Below are 21992 nucleotides of genomic sequence, written 5' to 3' on the forward strand. Positions count from 1 at the left end.
CTTAATGATTTATATAAATCGTTAAGCCTTTTTTATTGTCTATCACTCATTCATTCAGCAATATCTATAAGTAGTAGCAATTATAAAGCCGTAATCTCTGTTATAAGCAGTGGCAAAACGATTCCTGCTTTTTCTGCTAATGTGATATCGACGATAGTATTTGGCGTTGGGTCAGGGTTTATCTCAATAACTTGCGCGCCATTTTGTTTGGCTAGTTGTGCCAATCCAGCAGCAGGATAAACCAAGCTTGAGGTGCCGATACTGATAAATACCTCGCAATTAGCTGCAGCTTCTTCGGCGGTCTGCCATGCCTGTACAGGTAGAGCTTCGCCAAACCAAACAATATCTGGTCTGATGTAACCGTCGCAATGCGGACAGCTAAGCAGTGTTTTATCAAAGCTCATGGTGCCTTGATTATCGTACGATGCTCTCGATTGATCTTGATAGGGTATCTCACACTGACCACAGCGATTGCGCCACAGATGACCATGCAGGTGAGTCACTGCGCTACCAGCTTGCTCGTGCAAATCATCGACATTTTGGGTGATGAGTGTCACTTGCTGATCGGATGTTTGCGCATGATACTGCCATTGGGCCAACGCATGATGGGCTGGATTTGGTGCTTTGTCTGCGACCATTTGCCGACGCCATTGATACCATGACCATACTAGCTTGGGATCACGAGTAAACGCTTCAGGGGTTGCCAAGTCTTCGACACCGTAATTCTCCCACAGTCCTGTTTGCTTATCTCGAAACGTTGGGATGCCGCTTTCTGCTGAAATACCAGCCCCAGTCAAAATGCAAATACGCTGTTTCGATGACAACAGTTGTGCGGCAAGTTTTACTTCCGCTATTAACGCTGGTGATAATTCTGCTAACATGAGCCAACCCTTGCTAATAATGGATATTTTTACTTATGATAGACGGAATTTGGTGGCTTGTCATATTGTTCGCTGTCATCGCAGTTTTATGGTTTGTGGCAAAATCGCGCGGTGCAAAAGCAGGCGAAAAGCATAGCGGCGCAAAATCAAAAAATGCAACACCGAATGATGCGCTGCAAAAAACATCAGCGATATTGAAACAGCATTTTGCTGATTATCGAGTCACACGTAAGGCAAATCATTTGCTCGTTAGCAAACAAGATAAAAAAATTGCGATGATTACGATTGATAAAAAGATTGCTGAGGGTCAGCGCCGTTTGGGTGATGTGCCAGTGATTAATTATCACCGTATACCTAGCCGTGCTCAATTGACTGCCAATTTGCAAGATGCAGAGTAATTTTGCTATATAGTCAATCCTCTATAAATTGGCTACGGTGTCAGTCTCGCTCAGTCTCGCTCAGTCTACTACTTGTAGTACTTTCACTCGGCTTCCTTGTATCCAAATTATACTGAATCGACTATAGGTAAGAGCCTCAGAAGTATACAAGCACAGAAAAATCGCAAACATTTTGAAGTGTAGGTAGTTTAAAATAGTACTAAGGAAGTGATAGAGCGAGGTTGGAACATAATGATTGGTGCGCTCGGCGGGAATCGAACCCACGACCCTCGGCTTCGGAGACCGATACTCTATCCAACTGAGCTACGAGCGCATACGATAACGATATGTCTGACTGTCACGCTTAGATGCGCATGATAATTAGCATAAGGTGTCTAGAAATAAAGACCGCTTAGTCTAACAAATAAAAAGCATAAAGCCAATAAATGACAGTCGCGATTGAGGTTTTTTAAGAAAAAACAGTCAAGTCATTAAACAAGCATGGCAATTTACCTGCCTTTTCCCTTATAATGTTGGGGAGAATTCATATTTATAATCACCGATTGCAAGTGCGCTGGCACGCGGGATGGCTGTCTGCTATTGAAGACTTAGAGGTCGTCAAAGGAGGACAGACGGAATGTCCGAGCCGTGCTAGTCCTTGTATACGTAATAAGAGAACGTGACGAATGAGAAAAGTAGTTATGTTATCGGCAGCTGCCATTCTAGGAATCGCTAGTATCGCGGTGAGCCAAGCTGAAGATGTTGTAGACACTCCTGTAACTGCGTCAGACGTAGCAGAAGGCCAAGAGGTCGTAGAAGCTGCTCCTGAAACGCTAGGTGACGATACCCAAGCTGCTGCAGATACTACAGATGGTGCTGCGCCCACTGACGAAGCCGCTCCAGCAGAAGGCGAAGAAACTGCCGCTGCAGCGCCTGCCGCTGATGAAGAGCCAATTCCACAAGATACGCCGCAAGTACAGAAGCTAATTGCTTTGTATCCTAATCTGATTGCGCGTATCCAGCCTGTTGCCAATATCTGTTTTGAAGATGGTGAAGCTTGTGACGTAACGGCACGCTCATCTGGCCCAGCTGCTGGCGACGGTCCTCGTGACGGTAAAGCGGTATATAACGCCGTATGCCATACTTGTCATACAGCAGGCTTGCTAGGCTCTCCTATCTTTGGTGATGCTGGCGCTTGGGGCCCACGTATCGCAAAAGGTAAAGATACGCTATATACCCATGCTATCAATGGTTTCAATGCGATGCCTGCTAAAGGTGGCGCGGATATTCCTGATGAAGAAGTTCAAAACGCCGTAGATTATATGGTTGCAGAAGCAAGCTAATCTTTGTTGATTACCTTCCAAGCTTTTACGATAGTTATCTATGAAGCGCCTATTTCAGTGATGAGATAGGCGCTTTTTCATGATGAGTATTATTAATACGCTACTTCGAATATAAGGCAGTTGAAATTCGCCATGAGTAGCCTCATTTTATGAGATTAGTTCGTTTATTACCGTACATTGTCACCTTTAGATAGTAGAGTGTGTTGAACATTCTTATACGGCTTTTGCCTATATGATAATGATAGTCGAATGTTCAACACGGCCTATTATTCTAAAATCGCATTTTATATAAATTGATAACAAATAAAGAGGTCTTCATGTCTGATGCACCAGCACTCTCCATAAAAAACCTATCCAAGACCTACGATAATGGGTTTTCGGCATTAAAAGGGGTTGATTTAACGGTACCACAAGGTGGATTCTTTGCGTTACTCGGGCCAAACGGCGCAGGTAAATCTACTATGATTGGTATTATCAGCTCATTGTTTAAGCCAACCACCGGTAGCGTCCATATTTTTGGTACAGATCTATTAGAGAACCCTTCGATTGCCAAGCAATACCTTGGCGTTGTACCGCAAGAATTTAACTTTAATATGTTCGAAAAAGTCGAAGATATCCTAATTACACAAGCGGGTTATTTTGGTATTCCGGCAAAAGAAGCCAAACCCCGCGCAAAAAGACTATTAACAGCGCTAGGATTATGGGATAAACGCGACAGTAAATCACGTGAGCTATCTGGTGGTATGAAACGCCGTTTGATGATTGCCCGTGCATTAATTCATAAGCCAAAATTATTGATTCTTGATGAGCCAACAGCGGGTGTCGATATCGAGCTACGCCGCTCAATGTGGGAATTCATGCAGCAGATTAATATCGAAGAAAACACCACTATTATTCTGACGACTCATTATCTCGAAGAAGCTGAGCAATTGTGTAAACGCATTGCGATCTTGGATCATGGTGAGATTCGAATCAATACAGAAATGAAAGAGCTACTGGCGCAGTTGTCTGTAGAGACATTTGTATTTGATTTGGATACGCCGCTCACTGATCAGTTGGCTCTGACAGGAGTTACAGGAGTCTCGCAACCAGATGAGCAAACGCTAGAAGTTACCTTGACAGAAGGTGAGTCACTAAACGGTGTCTTTGATCAGTTGTCTGAAAAAGGTATCAGTGTGGCAAGTATGCGCAATAAAGCCAACCGACTAGAAGAGTTATTTATGCGCTTGGTAGACAAAAACATTCAAAGTGCAGATAGCATGAAGGAGGCGGGGTTATGAGTCAGGAACTAATCGATCATAATAAAACAATGTCATTGAGTAAAAAGTGGATTGCGTTTCGTACTATTTGGTTCAAAGAAGTGCGCCGTATTTTACGTATCTGGCCGCAGACATTACTACCACCAGTTATCACGATGAGCTTGTATTTTGTCATTTTTGGTAAGATGATTGGTTCGCGTGTGGGTGAGATGGGCGGCGTGCCTTACATGCAGTTTATCGTGCCTGGTTTGATCATGATGTCGATCATTACCAACAGTTACTCTAACGTCGTCTCAAGCTTCTTTAGTGCTAAGTTCACGTCTAGTATCGAAGAGCTTTTGGTCTCGCCAGTATCCAAGCATGCTATTTTGATGGGTTATATCAGTGGTGGTATCTTCCGTGGACTGGCTATCGGTGTGATTGTATCGATAGTGGCGCTGTTTTTTACCGATCTTGGTATCGAGCATTTATTTGTGACCATATTTACGGTACTTGGCACGTCTATCTTGTTTTCATTAGGCGGCTTTATCAATGCGGTATTTGCACGCTCATTTGATGATATCTCTATCATCCCAAGCTTCGTATTGACGCCATTGACCTATCTTGGCGGTGTGTTTTATTCGATGGAGAATTTATCGCCATTTTGGCAAAACATTTCGTTACTGAACCCTATCGTCTATATGGTCAACTCATTCCGTTACGGTATTCTTGGCTACTCTGATGTCAATGTTTGGTATTCGATGGCGGCTATTTTTGTGTTCTGTGCGATATTTTATACCATCGCTTATCGCTTGCTAAGTAACGGTTCACGTGTACGTTTGTAGTGTGTATTATTCGCTAAGCATATTATTTAGAGCAAATTTTAAACGGTTTAATATTAGGAAGACAGATGAGTATTCACGGTATCTTGGGTGAGCAAACCACAGACTATCCAACTGAGTATAGCCCAGAGACGCTATATCCGATTGCGCGTAGCATGGGGCGTGATGCGATTGGTTGGCAAGACGATAAGCTAACCGTTGGTGTCGATTGGTGGCAGGCTTTTGAGATATCTTGGTTGAACCCGCAAGGTATCTCGCAAGTGGCTATCGCACGCTTTAGTATTCCTGCTAGCTCACCGTTTATCGTAGAATCAAAATCGCTTAAGCTGTATTTGAATAGTATTAACTTTACCGAATTCGCCAGTTGGAATGACGTACAAGCGTTGATTGCGAAAGACTTGTCAGCTTGTTTACAAGCAGACGTACAGGTAGCGTTATTTGGTCTAAACGATGATTTAAATGGTAACGAAACAGCGTTATTGATTGCTCAGCCTGATGGTGTTTGTATTGATGAGGCATTAGCAGATAGCACGGATAAAGTTGCATTAACGGAACATCCTGATGCGTCATTGCTGAGTAATAACGAAGTAGAGGCGAGCGACGAAAGTGTGGCAAGTGATGGTATGCAGCCGTATATCTTTTATTCCAATCTACTGCGTAGTAATTGCCCAGTGACCAATCAACCAGATTGGGGTACGTTGGCCGTATCGATTACGACTGACAAGCCTTTTAATAATGCAAATATGCTGCGCTATATATTGAGCTTCCGTCAGCACAATGGTTTTCATGAGCAGTGTGTTGAGCAGATATTTGCTGATTTGAGCCAATACTACCAGCCGAGTGAGCTGATGGTACGGGCATGGTATACGCGCCGCGGTGGTATCGATATCAATCCTTGCCGTGTTAGTGATATCAGTCTATTGCCTAAGCCAAGCCGTTTAATCCGCCAGTAAGTTCTCGCTAAAAATACAATGTGAATAAAAATACAATGTTAAATAGTTTTTAAGCCCATAAAAAAGCGCCTATCTCACATGATGAAATAGGCACTTTTTGTTATATAGTCTTTAATTATAAGACTATTTACCGCTTACTTTTGCCATGACTTCTTCACGGCTCAGCATTTGTTTTTCAGCTTCACGGCGATTGACGTACTCATACTTGTCTTCCGCCAAGTTACGATCAGAAACGACAATACGATGCGGAATACCAATCAACTCAAGATCAGCAAACTTAACGCCTGGGCGCTCATTACGATCGTCCAGTAGTACGTTGATGCCTTGAGCTTTTAACTCTTCATACAGGGCGGTTGCCGTCTGCATGACCGTCTCTTCTTTAGACTTCATCGGGATGATGGCGACTTCAAAAGGAGCGATCGAATCATCAACCGTTGGTGTTTTTGGCCACATGATACCGTTTTCATCATTGTTCTGCTCAATAGCAGCGGCAATGATACGGCTAACGCCAATACCATAACAGCCCATCATCAAGGTAACAGGTTTGCCATCTTCACCAGAAACCGTACAGTTCATCGCTTGTGAGTATTTATCACCCAACTGGAAGATATGACCGACTTCGATACCGCGTTTGATTTTCAGGCTGCCTTTACCATCAGGAGAAGGGTCGCCTTCTTGTACATTGCGCACATCAACGATACGAGTAATGCGAGTATCACGCGCCCAGTTCATACCGATAGTATGTTTGTTCACTTGGTTCGCACCGCAAACAAAATCTGACAACGCCGCTGCCGAACGATCAACGAATACAGGCATATCTAAATTAACACCGATATAGCCTTTGTGTAGGCCTGCCGCTTTTAGCTCTTCGTCAGATGCTAACGTCAATGGTACGTTGGCTTCTTCGATTTTCTCAGCCTTGATAGTATTGAGCTGATGATCGCCACGCAACACGATAGCAATCAGTTGTGGCTCATCATTCTCAGTATGACCATGAACGATCAAGGTTTTAACCGTCGTTTCTAACGGGATATCCAAGTGTTCAGCAACCATTTTACAGCTGGTCATGCCTTCGGTCAGAACGTCTTCACGCTCCATTTTCGGCGGTTGACGCTCAGCGGTGCTGACAGATTCTGCTAGCTCAACGTTGGCTGCATAGTCAGATGAGTCCGAAAACGCAATATCGTCCTCGCCACTATCTGCCAATACATGGAACTCATGTGAAGCAAAGCCACCGATAGAGCCGGTATCTGCTTGTACCGCACGGAAATCTAAGCCCAAGCGGGTAAAGATGCGTGTATAAGCGTCATACATGTCATGGTAAGTTTTGGCCAATGAGGCTTGATCCACATGGAAAGAGTAAGCATCTTTCATGGTGAATTCACGAGCACGCATCACACCGAAGCGTGGACGAATCTCATCACGGAACTTACCTTGAATCTGAAAGAAAGTAATCGGTAGTTGTTTATAACTACGTAGCTCACCTTGTGCTAGATTGGTGATGACTTCTTCGTGCGTTGGACCAAGCACAAAGTCGCGATCATGACGGTCTTTGAAGCGCAATAGCTCAGGACCATAATCATCAAAACGTCCGGTCGTCTGCCAAAGTTCAGCAGGCTGAGTCATCGGCATAAGCACTTCTTGTGCGCCGACATTTTGCATCTCTTCACGAACAATACGTTCGACCTTTTGCAAGACGCGCAGACCCATAGGCAACCAAATATACAATCCAGAAGCAATCTTGCGGATAAGACCAGCACGCACCATCAATTGGCTTGAGGCGATGTCGGCATCACTTGGGGTTTCTTTTAGTGTGGCAAATAAAAATTGACTGGCTTTCATAAATAAAGCGTAACCTTATCAACGATAAAAAAATAAGAAATAGTAGGATGTTGAGCGTATGGCTAATCGTTTCATTGCCGCCGCAAGCTTACCTTTATCACTTAGCAATAATCTAGGGTATTTCCTAGTTACCAATCTGCTTATATACAAAGCACATCAGTAAAAACCACTCTCATAAAAGAGAGGCAAATTTGATTTGATGTATTAATATGCCAAAAACGCAATATATTCAGGTCAAAACCCTGATAAATGCTTCAAGACTGACATTTTATTCATACAATCTGACTATGTTAGGTAAAGTTCGCCTAAGACGCAATGACTTTTTGTCTTTTCAGACCGAACGTGACGCAAAGGGTTCAATAAGGGATAAATAATTGAACTATTCATATGATTTTATAGCGAAAGTACTGCTTATTTTGGCAACAGTTTATTGAGGTGGTTGCGTAGAGGTTTATAGATAAAGTTATGTAGAGGAATGGTAGCAATTACTTGAAGTTACTGCACAATAGTCGCATCTATAGACTAAGCATCTGTTCTATTTTTACAACGCTCTTAGCCTTACCAAACGATGCAACATTATAAAGGTAGCTTCTATGGATAATCCTGATATGAATAACGCTAATGCCATTCAAAAGCCTGCGAAACGTCCCATTGCTACAATGTCGTGGGTGATATTACTTATCGGTCTAGCAGCGATTGTTTTTGCTATTTATAGTGCGCAAAACAAACCAGAAGAAGCGCCGATAGAAACTATTACTCGCGAAGGGGTGGTTACGCAAATTCAGCAGTTAAATCGCTTACATACCGTCGCATTCAGCGTTGATACAGTGATTACGAGCGAGCGACCTGGGAGCTGGATGAAACTGTGGCAGGATGAGCAAAAGGCATTGTTTATCGCTCATGGTCGCGTAGAGGCAGGCGTTGATCTGAGTGCACTGACACCTGAGATGGTACAAGTGGTGCAACCTGCTCCTGCTAATGCAGACGAAGAGCAAGTAGCTGCCCCTAACTCATCAGTTGCCCCTAACTCATCAGTTGCCACTATGCCGCAAATCAATATTACTTTGCCGCCTACAGAGATATTTTCAGTATATCTGGATGATATTGAGATTTACGACTGGCAGACAGGGGCTTTTGGCATGATGCAAGTTGACCCTAAGATATTGGCACAGGCACAGACTATGGCAAAGAAAGAAGTGCTTGAACGTGCCTGCCGAGGTGATGTCATGAATATGGCATTGCAAAATGCGCAAACCCAGTTGCAGCAGCTGTTTGCACTCACAGGAGCGGTAGTGACGGTTACCACTCAGGGCGCAGGCGCGTGTCAATTGCCAGTCACTACCAATGGCTAGTCTGCTATTTGTTTTCTTGAACTTAAGCTTCTTTTTTAAACTCAGCAATAGCCAACTTGCGTACCGATTTATGTTCGACCATCGGTGCAGGGTAGTCAACATCAGAAAACTTGCCACCTTTTGCCAATTCTTTACGCATCTTATCTTCGTTGTGCAAGATACTGTTAGGAATATCTTTTAATTCTGGTAGCCAAGTTTTAATGAACAGAGCTTTAGGATCGTGCGTATTGGCTTGGCTAAAGGGATTCATAATACGGAAGTAGGGCGCTGAGTCAGTACCTGTTGAGGCGCTCCACTGCCAGCCGCCGTTATTGGAGGCAAAATCGCCATCTATGAGCTGCTGCATAAAGTAGCGCTCACCTAAGCGCCAATCAATCAATAAATCCTTCGTCAAAAACATCGCGGTGACCATTCGCAGGCGATTATGCATAAATCCCGTCGCATTTAGACAACGCATTGCTGCATCTACGAGCGGTACGCCTGTCTTACCAGTGCACCATGTCTCAAAATCATCATTGTCATATGACCAATTAACCTTATTGTCGGTCTCTTCTTTATAAGCCTTATGACGGATCAGATTTGGTTTTTCTACTAGCACATGGCGATAAAAGTCTCGCCACGCAAGCTCACTTATCCAGCGATTGATGTCTTCATTATCACCGTCATTACCGTGTAGATTTTCTTGTGCTTTGCTCGCCTGTAGATAGCATAATCTAGGACTGATAGAGCCTATGGTGAGGTAAGCCGATAGCTGACTGGTTGCATGCAGATGGGGGACATCACGGCTCACATCATAATCATTAATATCATTATCGACGAATGCCTCTAGACGCTGGCAAGCGGCCGACTCACCTGCAGGATAGGCGTCTCTTGCTTGGTCAAGCTGAGCTATCATATCGATATGCTGTAATGACTCTTTCTTTTCTAATGTCTGCTGATAGTCACTGAGCATCTTTTCATTTAGTGCTTTGATATCGTCGATTGTATTGGCAAACGTTTGCGATGATGGTAGTTTGATTTTATAATCGCTATCCACTGCGGATGCTTCATGCATTTGAATGGTGCTGACGTCCAACGTATGTCGCCATTTTTTATAAAATGGGGTAAAGACTTTATACATGCTATCGCCATCATTGGTCGTGATACTTTGCGGTGGCAAAATGCATTGGTCATGCCAGCGGACGAACTCGATATCGCCTTTTGCAAGTTGGTTGCTTAACTGTTCATCACGATCAATCTCATTGCCTTCGTACTCGTGATTGGCCATGATGCAGCTGATTTCATTGTCATTGCATAAAGTCGTGAGCGCCTCTATACAGTCAGCAAAGCTTGGGCAGAGCTGTACTGTTAAAGTGATGTTCAGTTTTGATTGTAATTCCTTCGCTAGAATAGGGAGCGTGCGAGCAATATGATCGACTTGTACAAGGGATGTATCGTGTGCTTGCCACTGCTCAGGTGTCAAAAAGAATACGGCAGACACTGAGGCGTTGTCTTCTTTTGCACGTTCGCAAAGCGCTGCTAAAGCAGTATTGTCATGGATACGTAGGTCACGACGAAACCACATCAAGTAATGCGGTGGATTTTTGCTAGTAGCATTGTCGTCAGTATCAGTATCAGTATCAGTATCAGTATCAGTAGCGGCTGTCTGTGCAGTCTTAGACATCAAAGTATCCCTATATTAATCAATCGCAATCATAAACAAAACTAAGGATAAAAGTATGCTAGGATAAGTTTTTGGATGCAATGGCTTTGCCGTTTGGTTAACAAAACCTCATCACATCTAACAACTTATCTTTAGCTTGAACCTATCTGATGCCGCTATAATCGGTGTCATGTTCAGTACCATGAAACGCAAGGTCACAAAATGCACGTTAAGTTTTGCGGGTTTACTCAGCTTAGTGATATACAGACTGCAGCACAGTTAGGTGCAGATGCAGTGGGTTTGGTGTTTTATCCACCAAGTCCACGTGCGGTCACGATAGCGCAGGCACAAACTCTGAGCGCTGCCGTACCTGTTTTTGTCAGCGTGGTGGCACTGGTAGTCAATATGCCCAAAGATGAGCTGATTAACTTAGCAAGCAACGTCTCTTTTGATATTATCCAGTTCCATGGTGATGAAACGCCTGAGCAATGCCAACAGCTGGCAGGTATGGTCAATAAACGTTGGATCAAAGCATTGCGTATCAATACAGAGCAAGACAGTCTCGATAGCGTTCGCGCCCAGATTGCTCAATTTGCGACCGCAGGTGCCAGTAGTATTTTACTGGATGCTTATCATCAGCATAAGTATGGCGGTACAGGCGCACGTTTTGATTGGAGTCTCATTCCACATGACAGCGCACTGCCGATCGTTTTGGCCGGTGGACTTGATGCCGACAATGTTGCCGCTACATTAGATTTGCCTATTTATGGCGTCGATGTGAGCGGTGGTATTGAGGTTGATAAAGGTAAAAAAGACGCTGCCAAAATGCGTGCCTTTATGAAAGCGGTCAAGCGCGATCGATGGCAAAACGCTACGGTCACTGGCGCCATCTAAGTGAGTTTGTATCAAGCTATTCGCTATACGTAATCTGCTTAGTTGATCGTTATTCCGATTTTTCTGCTTGAATCTTATTAGATTGTTATCCCTTTTATTATTTTCTCTCTATTTATCTAAAGTTATCTAAAAAATACCACTTATTACAGTAGGAATTATCATGAGTCATGTCGAGAACAAAGATTTATCTGCTACCGCACAATCGGTTAATACTTTTACCAATCCTGAAAATGTACAGGACTTTAACCAGTATCCTGATGCACGCGGTCATTTCGGTGTACATGGGGGGCGTTTTGTCTCTGAGACGCTAATGGCTGCCCTAGAAGAGCTAGAAACGCTTTATACCAAAGTAAAAGCAGACCCAGCATTCTGGGAAGAGTATCACAACGATTTGGTCAATTATGTCGGTCGTCCAACGCCGTTGTATCATGCTAAGCGTTTGAGTGATGAGATTGGCGGTGCGCAAATTTACTTCAAACGTGAAGATCTAAACCATACAGGCGCGCATAAAGTAAATAACACCATTGGTCAGGCACTGCTTGCCAAAATGTGTGGTAAAAAACGTATCATCGCTGAGACTGGTGCAGGACAACATGGTGTAGCGACGGCAACCATTGCGGCACGCTTAGGGCTAGAGTGTATCGTCTATATGGGTGCTGACGATGTCGAGCGTCAAAAAATGAACGTCTATCGTATGCGCTTGCTTGGCGCAACAGTTGTGCCCGTCACTTCTGGCTCACGCACGCTCAAAGACGCAATGAATGAAGCCATGCGTGACTGGGTGACCAATGTAGATAGCACGTACTATATTATTGGTACTGTGGCAGGCCCGCATCCTTATCCGCTATTGGTTCGTGATTTTCAAGCGATTATTGGCAAAGAAGCGCGTATTCAGCATCTAGAAAAAACAGGTAAAATGCCTGATGCCTTGGTTGCCTGTGTTGGCGGTGGCTCAAACGCGATTGGTTTGTTCTTTGACTTCTTGAACGATACTGAAGTTAAGATGTACGGCGTTGAGGCAACAGGCGATGGTATCGATTCAGGTCGTCATTCAGCACCATTGGCTGCTGGTCGTATCGGCGTGCTACATGGTAACCGTACTTACCTAATGGCAGATGATGATGGTCAGATTCAAGAGACGCATTCTATCTCAGCGGGTCTTGATTATCCTGGTGTCGGTCCAGAGCATAGCTTCCTAAAAGACATGAAGCGTGTTGAGTATGTTGGCTGTACGGATAAAGAAGCGCTAGAAGGCTTCCATGAAGCAACTCGCAAAGAAGGTATTATCCCTGCGCTTGAAACTGCTCATGCTGTCGCTTATGCATTGAAACTGGCTAAAACCATGACTCCTGATCAGACGATTATCGTTAATATGTCAGGTCGCGGTGACAAGGATCTGCATTCAGTGATGAAGGCTGAAGGGATTGAGTTGTAGTAACGAGTATCTTTATAAGTTATCAAATTTATAAGTTACTAGATTCTTCTTTATAAGAAAAATTATTTGACCTTTTATTGTTCAATATAGATTATTAAATGAAAGGTCAAACAAGCCAGTTTATAACAATTAAGAGACCACTATGACCAGAATTGAAAGTACCTTTGAAACCTTAAAATCACAAAACAAAAAAGCCCTGATTCCTTATGTCATGGCAGGCGATCCTAATCCGACCACTACTGTAGGTCTGTTGCATGACTTAGTGAAACACGGCGCCGATATGATCGAAGTTGGCTTGCCGTTTTCTGACCCAATGGCCGATGGCCCAACCGTTGCCTTGGCTGGCGAGCGTGCATTAGCAGCAGGTACGAGTACTCGTGATGCATTAAAAATGGTTGCAGAGTTCCGTCAAACAGATACGCAAACGCCAATTATCCTAATGGGCTATCTTAATCCTGTTGAAATCATTGGCTATGATAACTTTGTCGCGCTATGTGAGCAGTCAGGCGTTGATGGTTTATTGATGGTAGATTTGCCACCAGCAGAGGCGGGCAGCTTCACTCAGCATTTGACCGATCATTCGATGAATGAGATTTTCTTGCTATCGCCAACGACGTTGCCTGAGCGCCGTGAGCAAGTATTGACTCATTGTGGCGGCTATATTTATTATGTATCACTAAAAGGTGTGACTGGTTCAGCCACGCTAGATACTGACGATGTAGCAACTCAAGTTCAAGCAATCAAAGCAGAAACAGATCTACCAGTATGTGTTGGCTTTGGTATCCGTGATGGTGCTTCTGCAAAAGCGATCGGTACTCATGCAGATGGCGTTATCGTCGGTAGTGCCTTGGTACAGAATTTTGCCGATATTGATGCCAACGATACTGCGGCGGTTGCAAATGCACAGCAGAACATCATGGCAAAAATGGATGAGCTACGTGAAGCGTTAGACAGCTTAAGCGCTTAATAGCTATTGCTTTCATATTGCTGTTACTTGAAGAAGTAGTTATTTGAAGAAATAGTTATTTGAAACGGCAAAGTCAAATTGCAGCTATTGTTTACCTAAGACTTTACTTAGAAGCTTTACGTGAAGACAATACTAAATGACTTTGCTAAAATTAGTTTACGAGTGTAAACTAACATCACTATTATATGGTGTCTGATAGCAGTGATTTATTCGTCGTTTTGATTGGCAAATACATTATCTATCAACAAGCGCATAATCAAATGACCGACATACGAGATTTATTTATCAGTATGTCGCATGACTGCTCATGTTATGACTGTATTAGACGTTTTGTTTAGACAACCATTAAACTCTCAATGACAAGCGAATGAGCAAACTTGTCAATAAGCCTTTTATGATGGCAAATAATATGACTGATACAATAACAAAACCCGACAATAATACTGCTAAAGCCGCGCCAAACAGCAGTACGGATAGGCAGTCATGGTTTAACCGTCCTATCCCAGGCATTAAGCAGCACCTGACTGCGCCACTGTCTGCGGTAGAGACTGAACCGTCAACTAAGTGTAGCAATTGTCATTCGATGATTACTAACACAGCGCTGATTTTTAACTGCTATGTGTGTCCGCATTGTGATCATCATTTACCGATGAGTGCTCGTGAGCGCTTGAACTGGCTGCTTGATCAAGTAGACGGCGAGACAGGGCAAGAATTTACGGCAAAAGATCCATTGAGCTTTGTGGATAGTAAGCCATATCCTGCGCGTATGAGTGAAGCACAAGAAAAAACAGGTGAGACTGAGGCGTTGGTTGCTATGTATGGCAAACTGCGTAACCTTGATATCGTCGCCTGTGCTTTTGACTTCCGTTTTATGGGTGGGTCAATGGGTTCAGTCGTTGGTGATCGTTTTGTCCAAGCAGCTGAAAAGGCGCTAGAACAAAAGGTACCTTTGGTTTGCTTTGCCGCTTCTGGTGGTGCACGTATGCAAGAAGGTCTATTGTCATTAATGCAAATGGCACGCACGGCAGCAGCGATTGAGCGTCTAAGAATCGCTGGGATTCCTTACATTGTAGTATTGACCAATCCTGTGTACGGCGGCGTAACTGCATCACTGGCGATGCTGGGTGATATTCATCTAGCAGAACCAAAAGCGATGATTGGCTTTGCTGGTAAGCGCGTGATTGAGCAGACTGTACGCGAGACGTTAGAAGAGCCGTTCCAGCGCGCTGAGTTCTTATTAGAGCATGGTGTGGTGGATGAAGTGGTACATCGTCATCAGCTAATCGATACGATTTATCGTCTACTTGCAAAACTATGCCGCGTACCAAATGTAGATGCTCAGTAAAATGAGATGCTCGATAAGGTGAATGACTCAGTATAATGAATCATTTATTGAGTGCATAATGACTTAGCTGCGTGCTAACATCTACTGCATGTGCAAGACCCCTAATAGCATTTATCGTCATTGCACGGTAAGTGCTATTTTTGGTTTTAGCCAACACATATATTTTTATCTCTTATTAAATTTTATATAGGTTTTATCCATGTCTGACCTTCGCAGCCCTAATGCCCATAGTCCTAATGAAAGTGATAGCCTAACTGAATGGCTCGATTATATGCAGCAGATTCATGTATCTGCAATCGATATGGGATTGTCACGTGTATTGCCTGTCGCAGAAGCATTAGGAGTGGTGCAGTCAGCCAAAGATGACGCTTATGTATTTACTGTGGCAGGTACCAATGGCAAAGGTTCTACAACTGCTGTCATCGCTGAAATGTGTAAAGCCGCAGGTTATAAGACGGCACTATATCAATCGCCACATCTTAGCGCTTTCAACGAGCGTGTACGTATCAATGGTGAGATGGTCAGCGACCAGACGCTGATTGAGGCCTTTAGCAAAGTAGAGGCAGCGCGTTTACAGTGTGATTTGACGTTGTCTTTCTTTGAGATGACCACACTAGCAGCACTATTGATATTCGCTGAGGCAGATTGTGACGTATGGGTATTAGAAGTAGGATTGGGTGGACGCCTAGATGTGGTCAATATTATTGATCCTGACATGGCGGTCATTACCAATATCGGTATCGATCACGTTGACTGGTTGGGTGACAATGTCGAGGATATTGGCCGCGAAAAAGCAGGTATCTTGCGCAACGGCATTCCTCTGATTTATGGTGCTACTGAGATGCCAGCCAGCGTGCAACAATCCATCGATACCCAGCAGGCAACTTGTTATCAGATTGGACAAGATTTTAGCTACCGCGATATTGATTCAACGACTTGGCAATACAGTAATGCAGCGGTTACCTTACAGTTACCACGTCCTGCGTTATCGTTGACTAACACGGCCAATGCATTATCAGCAGTATTAGCAAGTCCATTAGATATTGATATCAATGCCATTGAGCAAGCGTTACGAACTGTCAAACTGGCAGGTCGTTTCGATTATCGTGAGAGCCATAGCCGCCATTGGTTATTTGACGTCGCGCATAATGAGCAAGGTGTTGAGTTCTTATTAGCGCAGCTATTACCGTTTTGGCAGCAGCATGTAGCCAAGCAAAGTAATCAAGATAGCTCAGCGGATATCCCTACACCAAAGATAAAAATGCTATTTTCTATGTTAGGTGACAAAGATATTGATAAGGTTGTGCAGCGCTTAACTCAAGCAGGCTTACCGGTTGGTGACTGGTTTATCGCTGAGATTGATTACCCTCGTGCCGCGACTACTGAGCAGCTGCAAGATGTATTGGCCAAATATATTGATAGCACCAATATATATGAGTTTGAAGGTTTGCATACAGCGACCCATGCAGTGATAGAGGCGAGCCAGCCGCAAGACCTTATCGTCGTATGTGGCTCGTTTCATACGATTGGGGAAGCGTTAAGTGCCCTTAGCGTATGATAATTTAAGTTAAAGTAGTGCCTGTTTAATGTTAATCTTAGTCATACCCTGATAGCAGACAGCATGAAAAATATGCTTTATAATCAAAATGATTTGCCAGACTAGTAGAAGATGGTCGGCACAGATTTTGAAACCTGATGGCATTAACTGACAGTAACTGGCGGTAAGAGATCATGATTAAAGCGATTTGATACACTGCTTTGAGATAGTCGCTACGCCGCTCAATCAACCTTATTACCAACTAAGAGACGTAAACGGATGAACTTTTCGAGACAAGCCTTATTGGGCATTGGGATGATTATCGGCGGTAGCGTGATGCTATACGCCATGGTGCAACAGATTGGCGATAGCGACCAACCAGAGCCGATGTCAGCGATGGTCGACAAACTAAGCTCGGAGCAAGAGTCTCCGCAGCCGCTTACGACTGATATCGAAACAGAAAAACGTATCCTTGCGCAAAAGCAAAAAGAACGTGCAGCTCGCGTTGCAGAGCAAGAAAAACGTGCAAAAGAATTTTTGACAGAGCAGGAAGTTGCTGAAGCAGAAGCGTTGGCCAAGGCACGTGCTGAGAGCCAGCAATATGTCGATAATAGTGCGCCAGCTACTGATGAAACCAGCAGTACAGAGTCTACAAAAGACGTTACTACAGATCTGACCGTTCAGCCTCGTACGGAGAGTCAGTCTACTACTGATACTACAAAGTCTAGCGAAGCCGAGAAGCAAAAAGCGGCTCAAGAGCAACAAGAAGCCCAAAGACAAGCGGCTATCAAAGAGCAAGCGGCCGCCAAAAAACTTGCTGAGAGCAAAAAACAAGCGGAGGCAGAGAAACGAGCCGAAGCAAAAAAGCAGGCTGAAGCCCAAGCAGCGGCTGAGAGAAAAAGAGAAGCGGCTAAAAACGAGCCACCAAAATCGCCTTCTGAATACCAAATCAAGAAAGGCGATGGACTTATCAAACTGGCAAGACAATACAATATGCCTGTGGAAGTATTGGCTCAAGCCAACAACCTATCTCCATCAGCAGCGCTACAACTGGGTCAGAGCATCACCATCCCATCGAGCAAACAGGTACAGCGTCTGGAGCGTGAAGCGGCGGCAGCCGAACAAGCGCGTGAGAAGAAGCGCCAACAAGAAGAAGCGCTGGCTAAGAAATCTGCCGATGCAAAACGTGAAGCGCAACAAAAACTGAGTGAAGCGCGTAAAGAAGTCAAAGAAACAGACGCTAAGGGTAGCTTCGGGGTGCAAGTAGCGCTAGCAAATGACCAAGCCAAAGCGGATGAGTTAGCGAAAAAATTCCGAGCAGCAGGTTATCAAGTCAAGACCAGTGCCACCAGTCGTGGAGTACGTGTCGTGGTTGGGCCTGAACGTGGCAAAGTCGCAGCATTGGCACTAAAAGATAAAATCAATAGTGACCCTAAAGTAAATACGACCAGCGCTTGGGTGCTTTACTGGCGTTAAGCTAAAGCGTTGCTAACGGTCTCGATTCGGCTTTTATCTACTTTATATAAAAACACGACAAATACTGTCGTGTTTTTTGTTTTATAGATTGCTGATTAGCGCAGCCTTAGTTAAGATGAGCGCCATTTTTATAATCCGTTGTTGTACAACCTGTCAGCCTATATAGGTTGCCTTGTCGTGGTTGGCTCATTATTAATTGCTATCAATAATGACAATTAGCCCATCACTCTCATATTGTATAAGGTAGAAACATGTCGTTTAGTGTTATATTTTTAATATTGGCCGTTGGGTTTTTGGGGCTGATTACGTTACCGAAGCTATTAGCAAAACGCCCTGTCGTTGAGCCTGATCCAAAACCTGTGCGCGGTGATGAGTTGGCTATTTGGCCATTTGCGCCAATGCCGATTATGACCGATACGGAAGTAATATTTTTTAATAAGTTAAAAAATGCGCTGCCGGAGTATCACATATTTGTCCAAGTACAGCTGTCACGGATCATTGAAGCCAATAGTAGTGAGACATCAGAGCGTAGCTTTTGGTTCAATCGTATCTGCCGTCAGAGCGTTGATTATGTGATTGTGGATGTCGATGCTCAGACTACCTTGGTCGCTATCGAGCTTGATGACTGGACGCATAGTAGCAAAGCGCGTCAAAAAGCGGATGACAAAAAAGATAAGGCGCTTGCCAGTGCAGGTATTGCGATGGTGCGCTTCCACGCTGAGCGTATGCCGAGCGCCGATATGCTTAGATATGAGCTAATGCAAGTGATTGAGAGTTATTAAGCATTCTGTGAAAGCTGTCCAATTGTTAAGACCAGAATGTTATCGAAGGGATTCTATTTTAAGAGTTGAGGTTAGCTAAATTTATTCATCGATCTGGTCTGATTGCCTTGGGTAAATAACGATTGGTCGATTACCTTCAAAATATAAACCTGTTTTAGGTAGTTCGCTATCTGACCAAACTATCTGCTGCCGACCATCATAAGCATTTCGCTCATCATAAAAGTCGCGCTTGGTGAACCATTCAATATAGTGCGCGGCTCGCAAAGCTGTATTGTCAATCGTTGCAAGACTTGCCATGTCTCTTTTATCACACCATTCATGTATCGGAAAACTCGGTGTTAGCCAGTATGGCCAGTCATCATCACCGCAATCAGTTGTATTAATCGGTAAAAAGAATCGCCCTTTGATCACGCCATAACGCTTATCGATTTTTACCTGTCCATGATTTTCTGTATCTACCCACACCGCTCGAAACTGCTTGGTTTGCATGTGTGTCATTTTGCGCTGTAGATTATCATTGGAATTAATCCCAACCCAGTTCACAGGCTCAAAAGGTGCCGACCCCATAAAAAACTTAATGGCCAGCTCCCAATGTTCAACCAGCTGTTCTGTATGGTTATACAAAATCAAATCAAGCTCACCTGTCGTCTGCTTGCCATTATAGAGCTGCACATTGCTAGCCAGTGTCTCATACGGATGCAGCTTGCGTGCAAACCCATCCTCTAACCAAAATGACACTAAGCCTTCAAAATGAAAACCCAGTCGATTGGGGCTAGGGCGTTTGAGTAAATAGCGAGTCAGCTCTTGATAGGCGGCAGTGGTATCTAGCTCTACTAATCGTTGCTCATACGTCTCAAACTGTGTCTGCCAAAATTGTGCGCTATGCACGGCAACCGTATGTGTACTCTGATGCGGCGCAAAGTCTAGCCATTGTGTCAAAACATTGGGACATGCCAACACATAAGCCAAATCGCGCACATAGGGTCGGCGGTAACGTTCCCAAGGTGAGTTAACTATGAGGCGATTAGGTGTGGGCTGATTGACAGGATCGGACATAGGATAAACCAGTGTGAAGGTGTAGCATTTACCCTAACGGCTCGCTCTATAAAAGTCTATAGATGACAAGTATCAGCTAAGGTAGTACTAAGCTTTTTGGCGCTAAAATATGATATTAATGTGATGGATATGAATACTGATATCAGGCGGTGATAGTAGGTAGGGTAATAGGATGCTAACTACCGCTTTAAGTAGAGAGAGTTGCCATTTAGGCTGATATTGAGGTGGCTTTTGTTGTGGCTTTTGTTGTGGCTTAGTTGGGATATTAATTTTCTGTTTCATGTGTCTAGCTCCATATTTACCGTAACTTGATTGCTGCGGCTTATGGTTGCTAGTTTATGAAGTAAGGTCGTTCGATAGTTCTATATAGAAAATGGCAAAGTTCTATAGAACTTCATCAGCTTTCTTTAGCCATTTTGCAATGAAGTCTTTACCTAAAGTTAAACCTAAACCCTCGGCTTTAGCTATGATTTCTTTGTTGATATTACCGTGAGGGTTTTCTAAGTCTTGTTTGTCATAACTTGCAAGTTTAAGCAAAGTAGCTACCAATGTTGCCATAGAATTAATAGTTTTATGATGGATTGGCTCGTCATCAACCGAATGGTTTAGAATTTTGGCTTTAAATTTAATTGGTTGGTCTTTAATTTGTGCTAACTCTCTGTCAAGTTCTACGATGCGTTGAGGACGATCATTAATTTTTGGTTCAGAATTAATAAATGTTAAATTGCTACCTGCAGCCATAAAAATATCTTGGTTTACCAACTCAAGATTATTATTTTTAATCACAAATTGGTGGTTAAAGTGAGTGACTAAATTTTTAACCTCATCAATTGGCAATTGGATAGGTTTGAGTTTTTTATCTACGAGTCCAAATTGTAATGCAAGATTAGATAGCTTTTTATCAATTAGCCTACCTTCAATTGTGTAATCGTGCATAGCTAAATCTGCTATTCGTTTTTTATCTGTAAAATCAAAATCCAGTTTAGATATAAAATCCAATTCATTAAGTTGTATAGGGTCAAAATAGATATTACATATTATGTTCATAATGTGAGGCGGTAACTCTGTTAACACCTTTGTTATTAAAGGATAATCACTATTAATTTCGTAAAGAGTATTATTGACAATATTTTCAGCTCCCATTAGTTCAATAGGTTTATAACTTATATCTTCTAAGTAATAAAATTTAATCTTCTTTTGAAAATCGTGATATTGCAAGAACTCAATAGCAGAACATATAGGATATTCGGATATAGATATAAGTACGTCTAACAAGGAAGCAAGTTCCATGTGGGTATCATAACCTTTTTGAATATCAGAAAAAAAATAAGTCACAATTCACACCTCTACACACCATTAAATCAAAGTAGATATAAGACAAACCAGCCTAAAGCTATATGGATGACTGGCTTTAGATTATTCATCATGCCTTGCAAGATTTTTATTATTATTTGCTCAATCAAAACATCATACAATCACCAGTCAAATTTAGCACAAAAAAAGCCAACCATTGAAAACAATGATTGGCTTTCCTCTTTACAGCTATGTTTGGTCGGAACGGCAGGAAGTAAAGTGAAGTATTTATGCTTTGAAAAACATAGGTTTATTAATTTAAAATATAGATAATACCAACAATAATACCAACAATAATTTTTAATGATACTGTTTTTAGCTTTATTATGTATCACTTTTTAGTTATTTTCTTTACGCACGTTAATTTATGATCTTGATATTTATATAATCACACTAATATCGAAACCACTGATATTGCCTTATTAAAAATTCACATGACGGACGTGGCTCGCCTAGTAGCACTTTTGCGTGCCACTATGGTCAATATTCATTAGAACATTATCTTTTCATTAGGCCTAAAAGGTATCTTTTTAATAACGACTAAATTAGGCATTATTGGGCTATGGATTGTTGTCATGACTAATGCTGTTGCGACGGTATTAGTCATTTTTAATGCATTGCGTCACTGCGTTTCAAAGGAGCAAGTATAGTCAGTCCAAAATATAAAAGGTACAATA

General features: G+C 43.0%; 18 protein-coding genes, 1 tRNA gene and 1 pseudogene. 13 read left to right on the forward strand and 7 right to left on the reverse strand.

Annotation, left to right across the window (positions count from 1 at the left end; genetic code table 11):
* Positions 1-80: 80 nt before the first annotated feature.
* Positions 81-881, reverse strand: a complete 801-nt coding sequence (locus CXF60_RS05600; RefSeq protein ID WP_102091130.1) for an SIR2 family NAD-dependent protein deacylase — start codon at positions 879-881, stop codon at positions 81-83.
* A gap of 35 nt (positions 882-916) precedes the next feature.
* Here CXF60_RS05600 and CXF60_RS05605 point away from each other — a divergent pair, with 35 nt between their 5' ends.
* Positions 917-1279 carry a hypothetical protein gene (locus CXF60_RS05605; protein ID WP_102091131.1) on the forward strand — a complete coding sequence of 121 codons (363 nt, stop codon included), beginning with the start codon at positions 917-919 and terminating at the stop codon, positions 1277-1279.
* A 236-nt stretch (positions 1280-1515) separates the two neighbouring features.
* Here CXF60_RS05605 and CXF60_RS05610 read toward each other — a convergent pair.
* A tRNA-Arg gene (locus CXF60_RS05610) sits at positions 1516-1592 on the reverse strand.
* A gap of 352 nt (positions 1593-1944) precedes the next feature.
* On the opposite strand from CXF60_RS05610, the gene CXF60_RS05615 reads away from it, so the two are divergent.
* The 4 genes from CXF60_RS05615 to queF all read left to right on the forward strand — a co-directional run bounded on the left by CXF60_RS05615 (position 1945) and on the right by queF (position 5634).
* A complete protein-coding gene (locus CXF60_RS05615; RefSeq protein WP_101204943.1) occupies positions 1945-2601 on the forward strand; it encodes a c-type cytochrome in 657 nt (218 codons plus the stop codon).
* A 317-nt stretch (positions 2602-2918) separates the two neighbouring features.
* The gene (locus CXF60_RS05620) at positions 2919-3881 is read left to right on the forward strand and encodes an ABC transporter ATP-binding protein (protein ID WP_102091132.1); all 963 of its coding nucleotides are present in this window, start codon (positions 2919-2921) and stop codon (positions 3879-3881) included.
* Between the two features lie 29 nt (positions 3882-3910).
* Complete coding sequence (locus tag CXF60_RS05625) at positions 3911-4684, forward strand: ABC transporter permease (RefSeq protein ID WP_102091147.1); 774 nt, start codon at positions 3911-3913, stop codon at positions 4682-4684.
* A gap of 65 nt (positions 4685-4749) precedes the next feature.
* A complete protein-coding gene (gene queF, locus CXF60_RS05630) occupies positions 4750-5634 on the forward strand; it encodes an NADPH-dependent 7-cyano-7-deazaguanine reductase QueF (protein ID WP_102091133.1) in 885 nt (294 codons plus the stop codon).
* Positions 5635-5757: 123 nt separating this feature from the next.
* Here queF and CXF60_RS05635 read toward each other — a convergent pair whose 3' ends face one another.
* Positions 5758-7476 (reverse strand): proline--tRNA ligase, encoded by a 1719-nt coding sequence (locus CXF60_RS05635; protein WP_102091134.1) that lies wholly within the window; start codon positions 7474-7476, stop codon positions 5758-5760.
* A 593-nt stretch (positions 7477-8069) separates the two neighbouring features.
* Here CXF60_RS05635 and CXF60_RS05640 point away from each other — a divergent pair.
* Positions 8070-8828: a DUF4230 domain-containing protein gene (locus CXF60_RS05640; RefSeq protein WP_102091135.1), complete on the forward strand. Its 759-nt coding sequence runs from the start codon at positions 8070-8072 to the stop codon at positions 8826-8828.
* A gap of 22 nt (positions 8829-8850) precedes the next feature.
* Here CXF60_RS05640 and CXF60_RS05645 read toward each other — a convergent pair whose 3' ends face one another.
* Positions 8851-10491, reverse strand: coding sequence for a cryptochrome/photolyase family protein (locus tag CXF60_RS05645; RefSeq protein ID WP_102091136.1), 1641 nt, complete (start codon positions 10489-10491; stop codon positions 8851-8853).
* A gap of 195 nt (positions 10492-10686) precedes the next feature.
* Between CXF60_RS05645 and CXF60_RS05650 the strand changes: the two are divergent.
* The 7 genes and pseudogenes from CXF60_RS05650 to CXF60_RS05680 all read left to right on the forward strand — a co-directional run.
* A pseudogene (locus CXF60_RS05650) lies at positions 10687-11364 on the forward strand (phosphoribosylanthranilate isomerase); the annotation flags it as partial.
* Positions 11365-11524: 160 nt separating this feature from the next.
* A complete protein-coding gene (gene trpB, locus CXF60_RS05655) occupies positions 11525-12799 on the forward strand; it encodes a tryptophan synthase subunit beta (protein ID WP_102091138.1) in 1275 nt (424 codons plus the stop codon).
* A gap of 142 nt (positions 12800-12941) precedes the next feature.
* On the forward strand, positions 12942-13766 hold the full coding sequence (trpA, locus tag CXF60_RS05660; protein WP_102091139.1) for a tryptophan synthase subunit alpha: 825 nt from the start codon (positions 12942-12944) through the stop codon (positions 13764-13766).
* A 397-nt stretch (positions 13767-14163) separates the two neighbouring features.
* Positions 14164-15111, forward strand: coding sequence for an acetyl-CoA carboxylase, carboxyltransferase subunit beta (gene accD, locus CXF60_RS05665; protein ID WP_180958094.1), 948 nt, complete (start codon positions 14164-14166; stop codon positions 15109-15111).
* 199 nt (positions 15112-15310) lie between these two features.
* On the forward strand, positions 15311-16669 hold the full coding sequence (folC, locus tag CXF60_RS05670; protein ID WP_102091140.1) for a bifunctional tetrahydrofolate synthase/dihydrofolate synthase: 1359 nt from the start codon (positions 15311-15313) through the stop codon (positions 16667-16669).
* 258 nt (positions 16670-16927) lie between these two features.
* Positions 16928-18124 (forward strand): SPOR and LysM peptidoglycan-binding domain-containing protein, encoded by a 1197-nt coding sequence (locus tag CXF60_RS05675; protein WP_102091141.1) that lies wholly within the window; start codon positions 16928-16930, stop codon positions 18122-18124.
* Positions 18125-18375: 251 nt separating this feature from the next.
* On the forward strand, positions 18376-18906 hold the full coding sequence (locus tag CXF60_RS05680; RefSeq protein ID WP_102091142.1) for a DUF2726 domain-containing protein: 531 nt from the start codon (positions 18376-18378) through the stop codon (positions 18904-18906).
* A gap of 81 nt (positions 18907-18987) precedes the next feature.
* On the opposite strand, the gene CXF60_RS05685 is transcribed toward CXF60_RS05680, so the two are convergent.
* From CXF60_RS05685 to CXF60_RS05695, 3 genes are all read right to left on the reverse strand, one after another.
* A complete protein-coding gene (locus CXF60_RS05685) occupies positions 18988-19962 on the reverse strand; it encodes a DUF1853 family protein (RefSeq protein WP_102091143.1) in 975 nt (324 codons plus the stop codon).
* 102 nt (positions 19963-20064) lie between these two features.
* Positions 20065-20244, reverse strand: coding sequence for a hypothetical protein (locus CXF60_RS05690; protein ID WP_102091144.1), 180 nt, complete (start codon positions 20242-20244; stop codon positions 20065-20067).
* Between the two features lie 102 nt (positions 20245-20346).
* A complete protein-coding gene (locus tag CXF60_RS05695) occupies positions 20347-21297 on the reverse strand; it encodes a hypothetical protein (RefSeq protein WP_145990200.1) in 951 nt (316 codons plus the stop codon).
* Between the last annotated feature and the right edge of the window lie 695 nt (positions 21298-21992).

Source organism: Psychrobacter sp. 4Bb, from assembly GCF_002836735.1.
In the GTDB taxonomy this organism is placed as follows: domain Bacteria; phylum Pseudomonadota; class Gammaproteobacteria; order Pseudomonadales; family Moraxellaceae; genus Psychrobacter.